This is a genomic window from uncultured Cellulomonas sp. (assembly GCF_963527515.1).
In the GTDB taxonomy this organism is placed as follows: domain Bacteria; phylum Actinomycetota; class Actinomycetes; order Actinomycetales; family Cellulomonadaceae; genus Cellulomonas.
This window is the reverse complement of sequence record NZ_CAURTV010000031.1, coordinates 20,406-37,260: the sequence shown is the minus strand read 5'-3', so window position 1 is coordinate 37,260 and position 16,855 is coordinate 20,406. Positions and strand designations below refer to the sequence as shown.

Sequence of the window (16,855 nt, the reverse complement as noted above, 5' to 3'; positions counted from 1 at the left end):
CGCCGGCACCGCCCGCGCCCGCGCCGGTGGCGCCGCCGTCGGGACCGGTGTCCGGAGCCCTGTTCAGCAACCCGACGTCCATCGTCCCCATGTACGTCACCTCGGAGTACGGGATGCGGCTGCACCCGATCCTGGGCTACGTGCGGCTGCACGCCGGCATCGACCTGCGCACCGGGTGCAACACCGCACTGTTCGCCCCGCGCGACGCGACGGTGCTCTGGTCGCAGTGGCGCAACGGGTTCGGCAACCAGGTCATGCTCGACTACGGCACGGTCGGGGGAAGCTCCCTGATGAGCAGCTCGAACCACCTGACGCGCTCGATCGTCAAGGCCGGGCAGTCCGTCACCCGGGGGCAGCTCATCGGGTACTCCGGCAACACCGGCCTGTCCGGCGCCTGCCACCTGCACTTCGAGGTCTACGTGAACGGCTCGACCGTCAACCCGCGCCCCCTGCTCGGCCGCTGACCGGCACCCGCGCCGACCCGTAGCGCCGGACGCGGGTCGGGTTGTCACTCGTCGGCGAGGTGCTCCTTGCCCCAGAGGGCCGCGCTCGTCCGGTCGGCGACACCGATCTGCCGGAAGACGTGACCGACGTGGACCTTCACGGTGCGCTCGCTGATCCCGAGCTCGCGCCCGATCTGCTTGTTCGCCATGCCCTTGCCGAGGAGTCGGAGCACCTGGCGCTCGCGCGTGCTGAGGCGCTCCGCCGGTGACGTCGTCGTCGTCGGCAGCAGGGCTCGGGCGACGCGCGGGTCGAGCGGGGCGTGCCCGTCGGCGGCGGAACGCACGGCCGCCACGAGGTCCCGTGGGTCACAGTCCTTGAGCAGATAGCCGACGGCACCGGCGGCGAGGGCATCATCCACCCGCGCTGCGTCGGAGAAGGAGGTCAGGACGACGACCCGGCTCCCGGAGGCGCCCGCGACGATCTGGCGGGTCGCCTCGACCCCGTCGAGCACCGGCATGGAGAGGTCCATGAGCACGACGTCGGGTGTCAGCTCAGCCACCAGCGCGACCGCCGCTGCACCGTCCGGAGCCTGACCGATGACGCGGAGCCCGGGTGCACCGTCGACGAGGGTCGCCAGCCCGGCCCGGACCAGCTGGTGGTCGTCGACGAGCACGACCGTCACGTCAGCGCTCATGGGGTGCGCGCACCTCCGTCGTCAGCCGCCAGCGGCACCCGGCGCCCGGCGCCGACGTGACCTCCAGCCGGGTCCCGGACCTCGACGCGACGTCGCTGAGCAGCCGGAGGCCGAAGTGGCCGTCGGCCGGGGCGGCGAGCGCCTGCGCCACGTCGAAGCCCACGCCGTCGTCGGCGACCTCGAGGACGACCGATCCCTGTTCCCGGGTCAGCCGCACGAGGACGTTGCCGGCGTGCGCGTGCGCGACCGCGTTGCGCAGTGTCTCCTGAGCGACGCGGTACACCACCTGCTCCTGCTCGGCCGTCAGGCCCGTCGCGCCGTCGGCAGGCAGGTCCGGCCGGACGGCCACCCCCCGCGCCGCAAGTCCTCCGACCAGGTCGTTCAGGGCCGCGACGAGGCCCGCCGTCTGCAGGCTGGCGGGGTAGATGTCGACCAGCAGCGAGCGCAGGCCCTTGATGCTCGCGCGTACCGTGCCCGCGGCGTCCCGGAGTGGTTCGGAGAGCTCCGTGCTGCCGGAGCGGTCGGCGCGCTCCGCGGCGCCGCCGAGGGCGAACGACGCGGCGGCCAGCTCCTGGACCACGCCGTCATGGAGGGTCGCGGCGATACGTCGGCGTTCCTCGTCCGACGCCTCGACGGCCCGCTGCAGGAGGACCTCGCGGTTCTGCTGGGCCCGCCGCAGCCGGTCGATCAGCGTCCACAGGACCGGCAGCATGAGGACCACCAGGAGGAGCAGGCTCGTCAGGGTGATGCCCGCGAAGCCGCGCCACAGCGCGGTCGACCTGTCCGTCACGGCGTCGTAGCGGCTGTAGGTCTCGAACAGCAGCGGTGTGCCGTCGGGCGTCCACACCGGGCGGTAGACCTCGAGGAGCTTGCCCTGGCCGCGCTCGAACTCGTTCTCGGGCTCCTCCAGGTCGCTCACCTCAGCCTCCGTCGACGGGTGCTGCAGCACCCGCGCCTCGTCGGCACCGAGAGGGAACTCACGGCCGACCAGGCGGTCCTCGTCGGAGTAGACGATCCGGCCGCTCTCGTCCCAGATCTTGACGCGGACGATCGAGTCGTCGAGGACGTGGGCGTGCACCGCCACGTCCAGCGCGGCGACGGCCACGGGGTCCGCGTCGACGATGCCGTCGAGCAGCGCCGGCTGCACGACGACGTCGGCGACCAGGTCGGTGCGGCGGGCTGCGTCGTTGACCGACTCCCGCTCGGCGATCCGGCGGCTGGCTGTCAGGCCGAGCAGCGCGACGACCACCAGGACGACGGCAGCGGCGGCCACGAGCTGCCCGAAGACCCGCCACGTGCGGACGGGCGGCCCCCCGTCCGCGGTGTCGACGGCACTGCCGCCGCCCAGGCGGATCCACCCGAGCTCGGAACGCTGGTCGGTCGGGAGCACATCGCTGAGCGTAGGCGTGCGCACGTCGCCGGGTCGGGCCGCCGGGCCGATCGGCTCAGTCGTCGCTGCCATGACCGCCGTGATCGTCGCCGGCGTCGTGACCGGCACCGTCGTCGGTACCGCCACCCGAACGCCCGCCGTCCTCGTGCCCGGAGTCGTCCGAGCCGCCGTGGCCGGAGTCGTCGGCCGTCGGGGCGGGGGCCGGGGCCGTCGCACCGCCGTTCTGGTCGCGGTCGTCGCCCGCCTCGGTGCGGTCGTCGCGGTCGATCACACCACCGTGGTCGTCGACGCTCGCGGACGGGCTCGGAGTCGGCAGGCCGGGGGTCGCCGAAGGGCTCGGGCTCGGGGCGCTCGGGATCGCCGACGGGCTCACGGCCGTGCTCGCGACGGAGCTGTCGTCACCCGGCTCGACGAGCACGGCCTGGGTGGGCGGCGCGACGGGCACGGACGGGCTGAGGCTGCTGTTGCCTGCCAGGCCGGCTGCGGCCGGGACGGCAGCGACGAACGCGGCTGCGGTGAACACGATCAAGCGCTTCATGAGGACTCCTGGGACGACGCGGTTCGGGACGACTCCTTTCTCCCCTAGGCCTGGTACACCCCGCCATCAGACGTTGGTACTAGTACCTCGCCTGAGACGTCGCTGCCGACGTGCCGATGACGTGGCCTACCCGATAGGACAGAGACCACGTGGGACTGACTGCGCGATGGTCCGACCCGGCATACTCGGGCGAGGGAGATCCGGGCTGTGGCCGGGACCGGATCACTGTCCGGAGGGAGATCGTCCGGGATGGACTCGACGGTGCACGGCGCGGCAGAGATCGGAACGGGCTGGCGCGTGGTCGATGGCGTCCGGACCGCATGGTTCGACGCGAGCTCGCTGGGCGCGGGCGCTGCCCTGGCCGGACGCGTCGCGGAGGTGTCGCCGGAGATCCTGGTCGACCTGCGCGCGACGGGTCTGCGCGTGCGCCTCGACTCGGACGAGCACGCAGACGCCGTGTCGGCGGCGGCGCGGGATCTCGGGCTGGCCGCGGACCCGGCCGCGCTGCAGCACCTGAGCATCGTGCTCGAGTCCGTGGACCCGACCGAGGTGAGGCCGTTCTGGCAGCGCGCGCTCGACTACGCGCCAGGGCAGGACGGCAGCCTGGCCGATCCGCTGCGGCGCGACCCAGAGTTCCGGATCCGGCAGTCCGCCGAGCCGCGCCCGCTGCGCAATCGCATCCACGTCGACGTCGTTCGGCCGGCCGCGGCGGTCGAGCAGGCGGATCTGGATGACGCCTACGGACCGTACGGGGTCTGTCACGCCGATGCCGACGGCAACGAGGTCGACCTCGTGCCCGGCGACGTGCTCGGTGAGGGGACCGGGGACTGGCAGGCCGTGTTCAGCGCGATGGCGTGCTACCGCACCACCTCCGCGACGCAGCAGCGCGACCTGGTGGCCTCCGCCGCGGCGCTGGCCGACGAGGTGGGGTTCCCGCTGCTCATCGACCTGCGTCCGGGGATCGTGATCCTCGACAGCGGGAAGGACCTGTGGGAGGACGACGTCCACGGCCTCGAGCTCGACTTCACGGATCTCGCGGCAAGGATCCAGACCGCCGCACGCGACCTCGGCCTGACGGCGGATCCACGGCTGCCGCGCTTCGTGCAGCTCGTCCTCGACGCCGCCGACGTCCCAGCGGTCCGCGCGTTCTGGCTCGCCTTCCTCGGGTACGTGCCCGACCGGCGGACCGGAGCCAGCGACATCGATGATCCACGGCGGCTGAACCCGGTGCTGCTGTTCCAGGAGATCGACGCCTTGGACACGGAGCGGCTCCGGCAGCGCAACCGCATCTACGTCGAGCTCTCCGTGCCGGCGGACCTCGCGCAGACCCGCCTCGCCACGGCCCTCGCAGCCGGTGGACGGCTCCTGGACGAGTCGGAGGACCGCCGGACGGTCGCCGACCCGGAGGGCAACGAGCTCGTGATCATCAGCGGGGCATGAGCCCGACCGTGCGGCTAGAGTCCCGAGCATGGGCGATGCGGGCCTCACGGTCGACGGCTACCGGATCGAACCGCTCAGTCAGGACACCTGGGACGCGTTCGCGGACCTGGCAGAGCGGCACAACGGTGTCTGGGGCGGGTGCTGGTGCACCTACTTCCACCTCTACCCCGACCCCGTCGACGAGCGACGGGCGATCGGGAACCGCGAGTTCAAGCGTCAGCTGGTCCTGGCGGGCCGTACCCACGCGGCATTGGTGCTCGACGCCGACGTCGCCGTCGCATGGGCGCAGTTCGGGCCGGTCGACGAGCTGCCGAACATCCACCACCGCAAGGAGTGGGAGAAGGGGCTCGTGCGCCGGCCGGACTTCCGGATCACGTGCCTGTTCGTGGACCGTCGCTACCGGCGCACGGGGATGGCGTCGGTGGCGGTCCGGGGCGCACTGGCGATGATCGCCGACGCGGGCGGCGGACTGGTCGAGTCGTACCCCCACGACCTGCCGCCGGGCAAGAAGACCTCGGCGTCCTTCCTGTACAACGCGACGCGGACCATGTACGAGGAGCTCGGGTTCGCCTACCAGCGGCCGAAGGGCCAGGGCAACTGCGTCATGACCACCGAGGTCGCCGCGCGCCAGCCGTAGGGTGACGAGGCGGTCGCGAAGGTCGGTGGCCGGGTACCGGGCGTCCGAGCCCCTGTCGTACCTCGGGCCTGCGACGCCCGACTTCTGAACCGCAGGGACGCGTGCGTGTCCTGGGGACCGGAAGGATGTGCTGTTGCGACACTGTGGCGACTCGCTCGGACCCTCAGGGAGGCACAGATGACGCCAGCGCGACCCCGCATCGACGGGGGCGAGGTCGACGACCAGGTGCTTCCGCACGTGTGGAGCTACTGCGTGGGCGCCGGCCGCGCCAACGAGGCGCTGCGCGCCGACTGGCAGGAGCACTTCCGGGAGGCGGTCACGACGCTCGGTGTTCGGCACGTGCGTTTCCACGGCCTGTTCCACGACGACATGTTCGTGTACCGCGCGAGCGACGGAGGCGGCTTCGGACCGCCCACGCCGTTCGCGGAGCCCCGGTTCACCTTCAGCTACGTGGACAAGGTGTTCGACGCCATCCTCCGGGCCGGGGCGCGGCCCTTCGTCGAGCTCGGCTTCATGCCGCGCGAGCTCGCCACCCAGACCGAGACCCTCTTCTGGTGGAAGGCGCACTGCAGCCCGCCCACGGACATGGCGCGCTGGGTCGAGCTCGTCACCGCAACGCTCGAGCACTGGGTCGAGCGCTACGGGCTCGAGGAGGTGCGCCGGTGGCGGTTCGAGGTCTGGAACGAGCCGAACCTCGTCCCGCACTTCTGGACGGGCACCCGGACGGAGTACTTCGAGCTGTACGAGGCGACGGCGCGGGCGGTCAAGGCCGTCGACGCCCAGCTCATGGTCGGGGGGCCGTCGACCAGCGTGTTCGTTCCCGACGACCGCTACAAGGGCGAGTACGAGGACCGGTCGGCGGAGCACGCGACCGCCGCCTCCACGGCTGTGGACACGCTCGACTGGCGCCCGGTGTGGATCCACGAGCTGATCGAGTGGTGCGGCGACCGCGACGTCCCGCTCGACTTCCTCTCGACCCACCTGTACCCCACGGACGCCGCGTTCGGCTCCGACGGCGACCTCCGCCACATCGAGCGTCACGTCGACGCCACCTACCAGGACCTGCTGCTCCTGCGCGAGATCATCGCCGCGAGCCCGTTCCCGGAGGCGGAGCTGCACATCACCGAGTGGTCGAGCTCGCCGTCCAGCCGGGACGCGATGCACGACACCCTGTTCGCCGCCGCCTACATCACGCGGGCGTACCTGCGGGGAGCCGGCCTGGCCGACTCCATCTCCTACTGGACGTTCACCGACGTGTTCGAGGAGGGCGGGGCGGGTGTCGGGCCGTTCCACGGCGGCTTCGGCCTGGTGAACGAGCAGGGGATCCACAAGCCGACGTTCCATGCCTTCGCGATGCTCGCGCGGCTCGGTGACCGTGAGCTGCTCTCCGTGCCCCACGGCGTGATCACGCAGCACAGCGGCTCCGGCGACGTCGCCGCGGTGTTCTTCAACTACCCGGACGACATGGGCACGCAGGGCATCGGGTCCGCGATCGCGTACGCCGAGACTCGTCGGCTCGCGGACTGCGGACCGAGCCGCCGGGTACGACACACCGTCGACGGGCTCGCGCCGGGAGCGGTCTACCGGGTCGAGCAGCTCGACTGGGACCACGGGAACGTCGCCGAGGCGTGGCACGGGATGGGGGAGCCGCTCAACCTCACGCGCGACCAGGAGTCGCGTCTGCGCGTGGCGGCGGACGACCTCCAGCGCAGCGATCTCGCGGTAGACGACGACGGCGTCCTCACGGTCGACCTCGAGCTGCCACCGTGGGCGGTCGTCTCGATCAGTCCCGTCCTGTGAGCGGTGGTCGGCCGCACGCGCCCTCGGCGTCGCGTCCCTCAGATCGGCACGTCGAACCACACCGTCTTGCCGTCCGCACCGCGCAGGTGACAGCCCCACCGTGTGGCGTAGGCATCGACGAGCCTCATGCCCTGGCCACCCACCGCGGCGAAGTCCGCGGCGCGGAGCTGGGGTGGGTTGGAGCCCTCGTCATCCACCTCGACGCGAATCTGATCGTCTACGCACCGCACGCGGATCGTGACGTCGCCGGAGCGGGGACCGTGCTCGACCGCGTTCGTGATCAGCTCGCTGCTCAGCAGCCTGAGCAACGGCGCGTGGTCCGCGGCCAGACCGCCGAGGACAGCCTCGGACGCGATCCAGTCTCTGCCCGTCGCGATGGACGAACGCCCTGCGACGAGATGGAGAGCCATGGTGCTCCGGGTCGCGTGTCATCGCGGCGCACGAGGCGAATGATCGCGACGCGCATCCCCACGCGCGGCCCATCATGTCCCCTGCGGTTCCGGACCGCACGGCCGGACGTCGCCGCCACCGGTCAGCCCGGCAGTCCGACCAGGTCCGCGCTGAGCTCCCAGAGCCGAGCCGCGACGGCTTCGTCGTAGCTCCGCTCTGACGATCGCTTGGGCTTGCCGTGCGCGAAGAAGACGCCGCTGACGTGCTCGAGCTCGGGGGCGCAGGCCAGGTGGATCGAGGTGGCCGCGCCCTGTGCCGGTGTCTTCATGAAGGGACGGATCACGGGAACGAGGACGCGCTGGATGCGGCCGGGGTCGTCCGCGCCGAAGGAGGTGTTGACCACGCCTGGGTGCAGCACGGTGGCGGTGACCCAGGTGCCCCGGAGCTTCCTGGCCAGCGCGTAGGTGAACATGACGTTGGCCAGCTTGGACTGGTTGTAGGCGCGCGAACCCGAGTAGGCCCGCTCGCCCTGGAGGTCGTCGAGGTCGATCCGGCCCTGGGCCTGCGCCTGGGAGGACACGGTGACGATGCGCGCCGGGCCGGTTCGTGCGAGCCGGTCGAGCAGGAGATTGGTCAGCAGGAACGGCGCCAGGTGGTTGAGCGCGAAGGTGCGCTCGAGTCCGTCGACGGTGAGGTGCCTGGTGCTCCAGTAGCCCCCGACGTTGTTGACCAGCACGTCGAGCCGGGGACAGGTGTGCAGGACGTCGTCGGCGAGCTGCCGCACCTGAGCCTGCGACGAGAGGTCCGCGACGAAGGCATCCGCTGTGCCACCGGACGCGCGGATCTCGCGGGCGACGTCCTGGGTGCGCTCGCCGCTGCGACCGGTGAGCGCGACGTGCGCCCCGCGGGCGGCCAGGCCGATCGCCGTCGCCCTGCCGATGCCCGACGTCGCGCCGGTCACGAGCACCGTCTTCCCGGCCATCAGGCCGTGGATCTCGTCCATCAGCGGGGGTGGTAGCTGGTGAGGGTGGCGGCGAGGGCGTCGTCGAGCGGGGTGGCACGTGCGCCGAGCTTGCTGGCGATCAGGGCGCTCTCGACGATGAAGGGCTCCTCGAACTGGTACTGCATCTCGAGCAGCTCCCGCACGGTCGGGTTGGCCAGGGCCAGGCCTCGCAGCACCGACGGGGGCACCCGGCGCAGCCTCGGGCGGTGGCCGGCCAGCCGGTAGACCGTCTCGACGAGCCGGCGGGTGGTGCGGGTGTGCGGGTCGTTCGGCAGGTGCCAGACGTGGCCTGGTGCGTCGGGGTGCTCACCGAGGACGGCCAGCCCTTCGCCGATGTCGGGGACGTAGGTGTAGGTGTGCGGCTGGTCGGGGTCGCCCAGGACGCTGGCGGTCTTCCCGGCCGCCGCTGCGGGGAAGACGCGGTCGCCCAGGTTGGACTGGGCTCCGCCGCCGGGGCCGAAGTAGTCCGACGCACGACCGATCGCGACCTGCACGCGCCCCTCGCGGTGTGCTGCGAGGAGGTCCCGGGCCATCGCGCCGCGCAGCCGGCCCTTCGTGGTGTGCGCGGCGTACGCGCGGTCCTCGGTCAGAGGTGCACCGTCCGGGCGGCCGTACATGTAGACGTTCTCCATGCTGACCAGACGGGCACCGGCGGCTTCTGCGCCGGCCAGCACGCCGGCCTGCAGCGCGGGGAACTGGGCCGTCCACTGGGCGTAGGGCGGGTTCAGGGTCTGGTACACGACGGCGGCGCCGGCCGTGACGGCGGTGCAGAACGCTGCATCGCGGGCGTCCCCGGCGACGACCTCCACGTCGTCGCTCACGCGCGCCCGGCCGGACCGGTTCACGAGCCGGACGGTCTCGCCGCGGCGGCGCAGGGCGTCGAACGTGGCCATGCCGATAGCGCCGGTTCCGAAGATGACATGCCGTGGCCCGGTCATGACGCGATCCGGGCGGTGGCGGGTGCGGGTCCCGACGGAACACTCGTGCGGTCGGGCACGAGGCGGCCGAGCAGCAGGCCGGAGAGGGCCGAGAAGGTGATGGCCCCGTAGGCGCCGAAGACGGTGAACTGGTCCTGGACGCTGATTCCGCCGAGGGTGGTGGCGATCCACCCCGACGCCCAGAGCGCCGGCATCGCTGCGCCCCACAGCCAGCGCGCACGTGTCCGGCTGGGCAGAGCCAGGGCTTGGACCGGCCCGAGGACCGCTCCGGTCAGTGCGCCCATGATCGCCAGGTCGGGCAAGGAGGTGCGGTAACCGACGATCGAGGCGCCCACGAGGAGCCCGAGGCCCATGCCGAGCGCGGTCGCCGGGATCCAGCGTCGTGGATCCAGGCGGCGGCTGAGGAGCGCTTGCGCGGCGCCGATGACGAGGCCGGCGACGGTCCCACCCACCAGGGCGGCGATCGGGCTGTCGACGCGGCCGACTGCGGCGGTGCCCGCGACGCCGGCGATCGGGAAGGAGAGGAACCCGGCGAACCAGGTCCACCAGGAGCGGGACGGGTGGGACGCGGACATGGTGTGCCTCCTCGAGGCTCGTGGTGCCCAGGGACGTGCAGTGGTGGAGGTCATGCTCGGGTGGTCGTGTCGGCAAGGACGAGTGGCGGCGTCGTCGTCGTCGAGCGTGCGCGGCGGACGAGCAGGGTGATCCCGAGCGCGGCGACCCACAGTCCCCATCCGGTGCTGCCGAGCAGCCCGGCGAGGTCCACGACAGGGAAGCCGGGGAGCGCGGTCGCGAGGATGTCGCCCTGGTTGAGGAGGTAGACCGCGCTGACGACGAGCCCGGACACCCCCAGCCAGCGAGGCAGGACCCGGGTGCGCAGGATGACCACGCTCACGATGACCGACCAGGTGATGACGAGCAGCTGGCCCAGGTGCTCGCCGAGCAGCGCTCCGCCGAACTGGTGCTGGGCCGTCCACGCGGCGTCGACCGCGGCCTTGGTCGTGGCGTCACCGGTGACGTACGCGTCGGCGAGGGGCGGCACGACGAACACCCAGCGGAGGAACCCGATCAGGGACAGCAGGACGGAGGCCGCGCCGAGGTAGGTGCCCACGCGCAGGGTGGCGTGGTCGCGTCGCCCGAGCGCCGCGGGGAGCAGCAGAACCGGGACGAGCAGGATCGCGTACGTCCACGCCGTGGCGAACCACGTCCACACGAGGCTCGGACCGCCCGCGACGAACGCCGGCAGCACGACAGCGGCCGGCTCGCGCAGGATGTCCGGCCACTCGAACGTCGACGACAGCACGCTTGCTGCCGTCCCGAAGGCGATCGCTCCCACCATGAACAGTCCGCCGGTGATCCGGCGGAGCCCGACGGTCGTACTGGTCATCGTGAACCCCTGTCTGCACGCCGTACAGCGTTTGTACGGCGTACAAACAGTGTACGGTGTGCAACAGGAAGTCAAGAGGCGAGAGGAACCCCGATGTCTACAGCAACCACGCCAGGTCGCACCGGTCCGCGACGTGCCCTCACCCAGGACCAGATCGTGTCCGCCGCACTGACGCTGCTCGACGAGGCCGGACCTGCCGCGGCCTCGATCCGGGGCATCGCCGCGAAGGTCGGGGTCGCACCGAACGCCGTCTACACCTACTTCCCGGACAAGGCCGCCGTCGTCAGGGGTGTCGTCGAGCGCCTCCTCGGCGAGGTGGACCACACGGCAGCCGGAGACGACGCGCGGTCGTGGCGCGACCGGGTCGCAGACCTGGCCGTGGAGCTGCGCCGCGCTCTCCTGGCGCACCCCGGTGCGGTGCCCCTGATGATCGGTGGTCCGATGGACGGGCCGCATGCGCTCGCGCTGAACGAACGTCTGCTGGATCTGCTCGCCGATGCCGGCCTCGATCCCGCCGACGCCGCACGCGCCGCCTACCTGCTGATCGTGTACGCCTTCGGATCGATCGCGATGGAGGTGGCCGACCAGCACGCGGTCGCGCCGTTGCCTCCGGAGCAGGACCGCATCGCTGCCCGCCTGGACGCCTTCACGGCGATCCCGGCGGCGCACCTGCCGCGTACGGCCGCCGCCGCGACGGTGATGGCCGGCTACATCTCCGAGGCCCAGTTCGTCTGGGGGCTGCACCGGGTCCTCGACGGGATCTCTGGGGCCTGAGTGCTCGACCCACGACCGATCGGCCTAGGTCTGGTCGACGATCGCGACGGAGAGCAGCGTGACGCCCAGGTCGCGGATCCTGGCCAGCAGCCCGTGCAGCTCGGCCTGGTCGGCGACGACTCCGCTGAGGCTCGTCGCTCCGTCGTCGTCATGGGTCAGGGCCAGGCCACCCAGCGCTGGTGCCCAGTGCGGGTCGAGATGTCCGGCGACCCGGAGCGTGTAGGCCGCGGGCTCCCCGGGTCCGGCGTGCCGAGTCACCGCACCCGCCCGGTCGACGGTGCCGACCGGGCGGGCTGTTTCGGGATGGACCGTCACTTCACGCCGGCCGGGTCGAGCTGCGAACTCGTCGGCGCGAGCGTGGGCAGATCGGTGGCCGTGCGCTGGTCGCGCCACAGGGAGTAGCCGAGGGCGGCGAGCGCGATGCCGTCGGGGATGGCGAACAGGCGCTGGTTGACGTCCGGCAGCAGCGGGATGGCGAGGGTGGCCACCGTGCTGACGGCGAGGAGGGCCGAGGCCCAGCGAGCAAGGACGTCGGCGCGGTAGAGCGCGATGCCGAAGAGGAGACCGCCGACGACGTAGCCGAAGGCACCGAGCAGGTTGAGAGTCATGAACGAGCCGACGTCTCCGACCGCGGAGCCGCCGGTGGCGATCGCCAGGATGTCGTTGACGTAGCCCGGTGTGCTGTGCGCGATGGCCGGCAGGACGACCAGGCCGATGACCTCGGAGCACATCATGATCAGGTAGCCGCCGGCCGCGACGAGGTAGCCGACCAGGCCGAGAACGCCGATCTGCCTGATCTGGCGCAGGTACATCCCGGTGATCCCGGCCAGCGCGAGGACGGCCATGAGCACCTTCATGCTCTGGCGGACGTGCCACTCCGTCGACGTCACGAAGTCGGCGTCGAGCGGCGGGTGGTTGATCTGGACGGTGATGAACAGCAGGCCCGCGGCGACCGCTGCGAGGCCCGCTGCCCGGGTGAGCGTCGTGGTGGTGATGGACATGTCCGGCTCCCTGGTTCGGTCCGTGGCGGGTGCCGCGGCATGACCTGAACCTAGGAACCGGCCTGGTGGTGGGGCATCACCACCTGAGGTGAGCGGCGATGTGACCCGCGCGCCCGGGCTACAGCACGCCGCGCTCGTGCGCACGCAGGACCGCCGCCCGGCGGCTGGTGACACCGAGCTTGGTGAAGATCCGCTTGGTGTGGCTGCGCAGCGTGTTGAGCGTGACGAACAGCTCGCGGGCGATCTGCGGGCCCGTCAGCTCGCTGTCCAGCAGCCGCAGCACCTGGAGCTCGCGCGCGCTGAGCTGCTCCGCCGACGGGTCCAGGACCGCGTCGTCGGTGCGTCCGCCGCTCGCTGCCGCGACGCCGAGCAGGCGTCGGAGATGCTCGCCAGCATCACGCAGCAGCTCCCGGGCCGGGGCGCCCTCGTCCAGGAAGAGGCGCACGGAGGCGTCCGGCTCCGGAGCCTCGTCCCACGCCTTGCGGAGCGTCCGCTGGGCAGTCCGACGGTCTCCTCGTGCGTCCTGAGCCAGCGCGGTGAGCAGGTCGATCTCGAGGAGGCTCCCCGCTCGACCGGTGCCCGTCGCAGCCTGTCGAAGCCGAGCCAGCAGGGGGAGCGCGCGGCTCAGGGCGTGGGGATCCCGGTGTCGGTGCTGGGCGATGAGCAGCCGCACCAGCGTCAGGTGGTCGAACTCGCTCAGGTACGCGACCTCGTCCGTGGCCGAGACGCCCCGCCGGCGTGCCCAGTCGGCGGCCTCGGCCAGCCGGCCCTGGGCGATCCAGATGCGGGCCTTCATCGCGGCGATCGGCCGCACGTCCGGGAAGAACCCCGGTCGATAGAGCTGCTCCGCCTGGTCCAGGAGCGAGACCGCCCTCTGAGGGTCACCTTCGACGAAGGCGACGCGTGCCATCGAGGCGAACCATCGGTACCGGCTCTCGGCCATGGCCGCACCCTCACCGAGCGCCGCGGCCTGCTCGAGGTGTCGCGAGGCGCCCGTGACGTCGCCTGCCTCGAGGTCCAGCTCACTGAGTCCCACATGGAGTCCGGGAGTCGCACGCATGACGGGCCCGTCGTGGGCGCCCCTGACCTCGAGCGCGCGCAGGTAGAGGCCGCGTGCGGTGCTCGGGCTGCCCGCCACGACCCACAGGTCGGCCAGCACGGGGATGCTGCTCAGCGCGTCCACGAGGTTCCCCGCCGCGCGCAGGCTCTCGACTGCCTGCCCGAACGTCTCGAGCGCCGGGGCCACCTCGCCCCGAGCCCACGCTGCCAGGCCGAGGAACCCGGCCGCGCCACCGCGTGCGAGGTGGTCGTCGGGGCCGGCCAGCTCGAGCGCTCGCCGGGCGTGGTCTTCCGTTCCCGCCACGTCGCCGCGGGCCTGCGCGAGGGAGGCGCGGTGCACGGCGATCGTGGCGGGCAGCGTCCGGAGCTCCTCCGCCTTCACCGGCGACGGCGCAGGACCGTCCGGCGCCGTCGCGAGCGCACGGTCGGCGTCGTCGAGCCGTGCACCGACGGCGTCGAGGTCGCCGAAGACCATGAGCATGTAGGCGGACAGGACGCTGAGCAGCGGGCTGCGACGGACGGCTTCGTCGGGAAGCACCTTCAGCCAACCCAGCACCAGGGCCTCGCGCCGGTGGCGGCGGATGTCCGGGACGGCCAGCTCCATGAGGTGGACCGCGCGGTCGATGTCCTGCGCCGCCAGCGCGTGGCTGACTGCCTCGTCGGTCGACCCGTTCGCCTCGTGCCAGAGGCTGGCGCGCCGGTGCAGCACCCGGACCAGGTCGGGACGATCGGCCAGCAACCGCACGCGCAGCACGTCGGCGAAGAGGTGGTGGTACCGGAACCACTCGCGTCGGTCGTCCAGTGCGACGAGGAACAGATTCTCGCGCTCCAGGGTCACGAGCATGCGGGTGCCGTCGTCCCCGTCGACGACGGCGTCGCACAGTGCGCCCGTGAGGCGGTCGAGGACGGCAGTGCGCAGCAGGAAGTCGCGCACCGCAGCCGGCTGGTGCGCCAGCACCTCCTCGACGAGGTAGTCGACCAGGTAGCGGTCGGTGCCCGCGAACTGGTCGATGAAGCCCCGGACGTCGTCGTGCCCTCGCAAGGACAGTGCGGCCAGCTGCAGCGCCGCGATCCAGCCCTCCGTGCGCTGCTCGAGGGCAACCACGTCGTCAGCGGAGAGGCGCAGCGCGGTGTGCTCGCCCAGATACGTCGTCGTCTCGCTGAGCGTGAACCGCAGGTCGGCGGCGCGGATCTCGACCAGGTCACCGCGCACCCGCCATCTCGCCAGCGGCAGGTCGGGATCGACGCGCGTGCAGAGCACGACATGGACCTGGGGCGGGAGGTGCGTCAGCAGGAAGCCCATGCCCCTGGCGATCTCCGGGTCGTCCACGAGGTGGTAGTCGTCGAGCACGAGCCAGACCTGACCCGGCGTCGCGGCCAGCTCGTTGAGGAGTGTCGTGAGGACGAGGTCGGTCGCCGCGGGGGAGGAGAGGATCAGGTCGAGCGCACGAGAACCCGCACCGACCGTCGCGCCCTCGAGCGCGGTGAGCACGTACGTCCAGAACGTCGCGGGGTCGTTGTCCGAGCCGTCGAGCGAGAGCCATGCGACGGAGCGCCCGTCGGCGGGAGCGCTCGCCATCCACTCCGCCACGAGCGTGGACTTGCCGAACCCCGCGGGCGCGCACACCAGCGTCAGCCTCGCGTCGGCCCCGGGGCCGACCCGCTCGAGGAGACGTGGGCGGGCGACCAGGCCGCGCCGCAGCGTCGGGACGTGCAGCTTCGTCGCAATCAGCGGACCCGCCACGCCATCTCCGTTCCGGGGCACGACCCGTGCGTACCGCGGCCCACGCTAGCGGGCACCACGTCGCGGCCTTCGGCGCGACGCCGCGGAGTCCTGCTGGATCACTCGATGCCGGCGGGCCCCACCCGTGCGCCGTCGGGAACCACCGCACCCTCGCCGACGTCGCTCAGCACCGCATCGCCGACGACGACGACGTCACGCCCGAAGCCCCAGTCACCCCGGACCCGCAGCGACGTCGCTCCGGCGAGGGACGGGGTGTGCGGGACACGGTCGTCGAAGGAGGCGATGAGCGCGAAGTGCCCCGGGTCGAGGTCGACGTAGGGCGCCTCGACGCGGGCCGTCAGACGGAAGTCGTCGCCGAGCTCGTAGACGTCCGACCGGAGCACGAGCAGGTCGTTCGTCGTCTTCACCGGCAGGAACCGCGAGCGGTCGACCTCGAGCACCACGGCACCGTCGAACACCTCGATCGCGGCACCCATGGCCGACTCGATCTGGACCACCTTCGGCGACGTCTTGTCGCTCGGGTCCACGGTCTTCTCGTTCCGGATGAGCGGCAGGTCCAGGACCCCGCCCGTGCGGTCGAGCTCCGCCGCCAGCGCCTCCAGGTCGAGCCAGAGGTTGTTGGTGTTGAAGTACCGGTGGGTCTCGATGTCGCCGGCTGCGTCGGCGTCCTCGGGAAGAGTCTGGGCGGACTCGCGCAGGACCAGCCGGCCGTCGGTCCGTCGGACCACGAGGTGGCCGCCCTTGCGGTCCGCAGGCGTGCGCCGCGCGACCTCGGCCGCGAACGGGGCACCCGACGCTGCGAACCACCCGGCGATGCGCGCGTCCGGAGCCGCCCCGAGGTTGTCCGAGTTCGACACCGTCGCGTACCTGAAGCCCGCGTCGAGCAGGGTCCGCAGGACGCCGGACGCCTGCAGCGCGGTGTAGAGGTCGCCATGGCCTGGTGGGCACCACTCGAGGTCGGGGTTCGCCGGCCAGGTGACGGGGGTGAGGTCGTCGACGAGCAGCTTGGGCTCGCGGTTCTGGACGAAGTCGAGCGGCAGCCCGTCGACGGGCAGGTCGGGGTAGGTGGCGAGCGCCCGGAGGGTGTCGTCCTGGGTCCGGAAGCTGTTCATGAGGACGAGGGGCAACCGTGCGCCGGTCGCCGCGCGGGCCGCGAGCACCTGGCCGGCGATCACGTCCAGGAACGTCCTGTCACCGCGGACGCGCAGGAGGGACTTCGCGCGGTCCATCCCCATCGACGTACCGAGACCGCCGTTGAGCTTGATGATTGCCGTGACCGCGAGCGCGGCACGGCCGACCTCCTCGTCGACGTCGAGGTCGGCGGCGTGCGGCACGTCGGTGAGCGGGTCGACGTCGGTCTCCCGGATCACGCCGGTCGCGCCGGACTCCAGGAGTCCGTAGAAACGGGTGAAGACGTCGACGGCGATCGGGTGCACCGCTCCGTCGCTCATCTTGCGCTGGGCCTGGGCGAGTCCGTGGGCGCTCATGGCGCCGATTCTAGGCGGGTTGCCCCGGACGCTCCCGGTCTGTGACCGCTGGCACGTGACGACCCGCGACCTGGCCGCCAGGTCGCGGGTGGCACACACGGCCGACCGCACACAGGTCGACCGAATCGG

17 protein-coding genes are annotated in these 16,855 nt (G+C 72.0%); 5 read left to right on the top strand and 12 right to left on the bottom strand.

Annotated elements, in window-relative coordinates; genetic code table 11:
* A partial coding sequence (locus RYN42_RS09875) for a M23 family metallopeptidase (protein ID WP_315095617.1) occupies positions 1 to 464 on the top strand: 464 nt, incomplete at its 5' end.
* 44 nt (positions 465 to 508) lie between these two features.
* Here the strand turns inward: RYN42_RS09875 and RYN42_RS09870 are convergent.
* The 3 genes from RYN42_RS09870 to RYN42_RS09860 are packed head-to-tail and all read right to left on the bottom strand — an operon-like array spanning position 509 to position 3,066.
* On the bottom strand, positions 509 to 1,138 hold the full coding sequence (locus RYN42_RS09870; protein ID WP_315095615.1) for a response regulator transcription factor: 630 nt from the start codon (positions 1,136 to 1,138) through the stop codon (positions 509 to 511).
* Entirely contained in the window at positions 1,128 to 2,528 is a 1,401-nt protein-coding gene (locus RYN42_RS09865; protein WP_315095613.1) for a histidine kinase, read from the bottom strand. Before RYN42_RS09865 ends, RYN42_RS09870 begins: the two co-directional genes overlap by 11 nt.
* Positions 2,529 to 2,583: 55 nt before the next feature.
* Positions 2,584 to 3,066 (bottom strand): hypothetical protein, encoded by a 483-nt coding sequence (locus tag RYN42_RS09860; protein WP_315095612.1) that lies wholly within the window; start codon positions 3,064 to 3,066, stop codon positions 2,584 to 2,586.
* Positions 3,067 to 3,315: 249 nt separating this feature from the next.
* Here RYN42_RS09860 and RYN42_RS09855 point away from each other — a divergent pair, with 249 nt between their 5' ends.
* From RYN42_RS09855 to RYN42_RS09845, 3 genes are all read left to right on the top strand, one after another.
* Entirely contained in the window at positions 3,316 to 4,506 is a 1,191-nt protein-coding gene (locus RYN42_RS09855; RefSeq protein WP_315095608.1) for a VOC family protein, read from the top strand.
* Between the two features lie 28 nt (positions 4,507 to 4,534).
* Positions 4,535 to 5,143, top strand: a complete 609-nt coding sequence (locus RYN42_RS09850) for a GNAT family N-acetyltransferase (protein WP_315095606.1) — start codon at positions 4,535 to 4,537, stop codon at positions 5,141 to 5,143.
* Between the two features lie 177 nt (positions 5,144 to 5,320).
* Positions 5,321 to 6,943 (top strand): GH39 family glycosyl hydrolase, encoded by a 1,623-nt coding sequence (locus RYN42_RS09845; protein ID WP_315095604.1) that lies wholly within the window; start codon positions 5,321 to 5,323, stop codon positions 6,941 to 6,943.
* A 38-nt stretch (positions 6,944 to 6,981) separates the two neighbouring features.
* On the opposite strand, the gene RYN42_RS09840 is transcribed toward RYN42_RS09845, so the two are convergent.
* The 5 genes from RYN42_RS09840 to RYN42_RS09820 form a co-directional block, all read right to left on the bottom strand.
* Positions 6,982 to 7,353, bottom strand: coding sequence for an ATP-binding protein (locus RYN42_RS09840; protein WP_315095603.1), 372 nt, complete (start codon positions 7,351 to 7,353; stop codon positions 6,982 to 6,984).
* Positions 7,354 to 7,475: 122 nt separating this feature from the next.
* A complete protein-coding gene (locus tag RYN42_RS09835) occupies positions 7,476 to 8,336 on the bottom strand; it encodes an SDR family oxidoreductase (protein ID WP_315095601.1) in 861 nt (286 codons plus the stop codon).
* Entirely contained in the window at positions 8,336 to 9,274 is a 939-nt protein-coding gene (locus RYN42_RS09830; protein WP_315095599.1) for an NAD-dependent epimerase/dehydratase family protein, read from the bottom strand. The genes RYN42_RS09835 and RYN42_RS09830 overlap by 1 nt, the downstream gene beginning before the upstream one ends.
* Entirely contained in the window at positions 9,271 to 9,849 is a 579-nt protein-coding gene (locus tag RYN42_RS09825) for a hypothetical protein (RefSeq protein ID WP_315095597.1), read from the bottom strand. Before RYN42_RS09825 ends, RYN42_RS09830 begins: the two co-directional genes overlap by 4 nt.
* Positions 9,850 to 9,899: 50 nt before the next feature.
* Complete coding sequence (locus RYN42_RS09820; RefSeq protein WP_315095595.1) at positions 9,900 to 10,661, bottom strand: DUF4386 domain-containing protein; 762 nt, start codon at positions 10,659 to 10,661, stop codon at positions 9,900 to 9,902.
* Between the two features lie 93 nt (positions 10,662 to 10,754).
* On the opposite strand from RYN42_RS09820, the gene RYN42_RS09815 reads away from it, so the two are divergent.
* Positions 10,755 to 11,435: a TetR/AcrR family transcriptional regulator gene (locus RYN42_RS09815; RefSeq protein WP_315095593.1), complete on the top strand. Its 681-nt coding sequence runs from the start codon at positions 10,755 to 10,757 to the stop codon at positions 11,433 to 11,435.
* 24 nt (positions 11,436 to 11,459) lie between these two features.
* Here the strand turns inward: RYN42_RS09815 and RYN42_RS09810 are convergent, their stop codons facing one another.
* The 4 genes from RYN42_RS09810 to RYN42_RS09795 all read right to left on the bottom strand — a co-directional run bounded on the left by RYN42_RS09810 (position 11,460) and on the right by RYN42_RS09795 (position 16,726).
* Positions 11,460 to 11,693, bottom strand: coding sequence for a hypothetical protein (locus RYN42_RS09810; RefSeq protein ID WP_315095591.1), 234 nt, complete (start codon positions 11,691 to 11,693; stop codon positions 11,460 to 11,462).
* 53 nt (positions 11,694 to 11,746) lie between these two features.
* Positions 11,747 to 12,436: a hypothetical protein gene (locus RYN42_RS09805; RefSeq protein ID WP_315095590.1), complete on the bottom strand. Its 690-nt coding sequence runs from the start codon at positions 12,434 to 12,436 to the stop codon at positions 11,747 to 11,749.
* Positions 12,437 to 12,554: 118 nt separating this feature from the next.
* Positions 12,555 to 15,239 carry a LuxR C-terminal-related transcriptional regulator gene (locus RYN42_RS09800; RefSeq protein ID WP_315095589.1) on the bottom strand — a complete coding sequence of 895 codons (2,685 nt, stop codon included), beginning with the start codon at positions 15,237 to 15,239 and terminating at the stop codon, positions 12,555 to 12,557.
* 98 nt (positions 15,240 to 15,337) lie between these two features.
* Positions 15,338 to 16,726, bottom strand: a complete 1,389-nt coding sequence (locus tag RYN42_RS09795; RefSeq protein ID WP_315095587.1) for a UTP--glucose-1-phosphate uridylyltransferase — start codon at positions 16,724 to 16,726, stop codon at positions 15,338 to 15,340.
* Between the last annotated feature and the right edge of the window lie 129 nt (positions 16,727 to 16,855).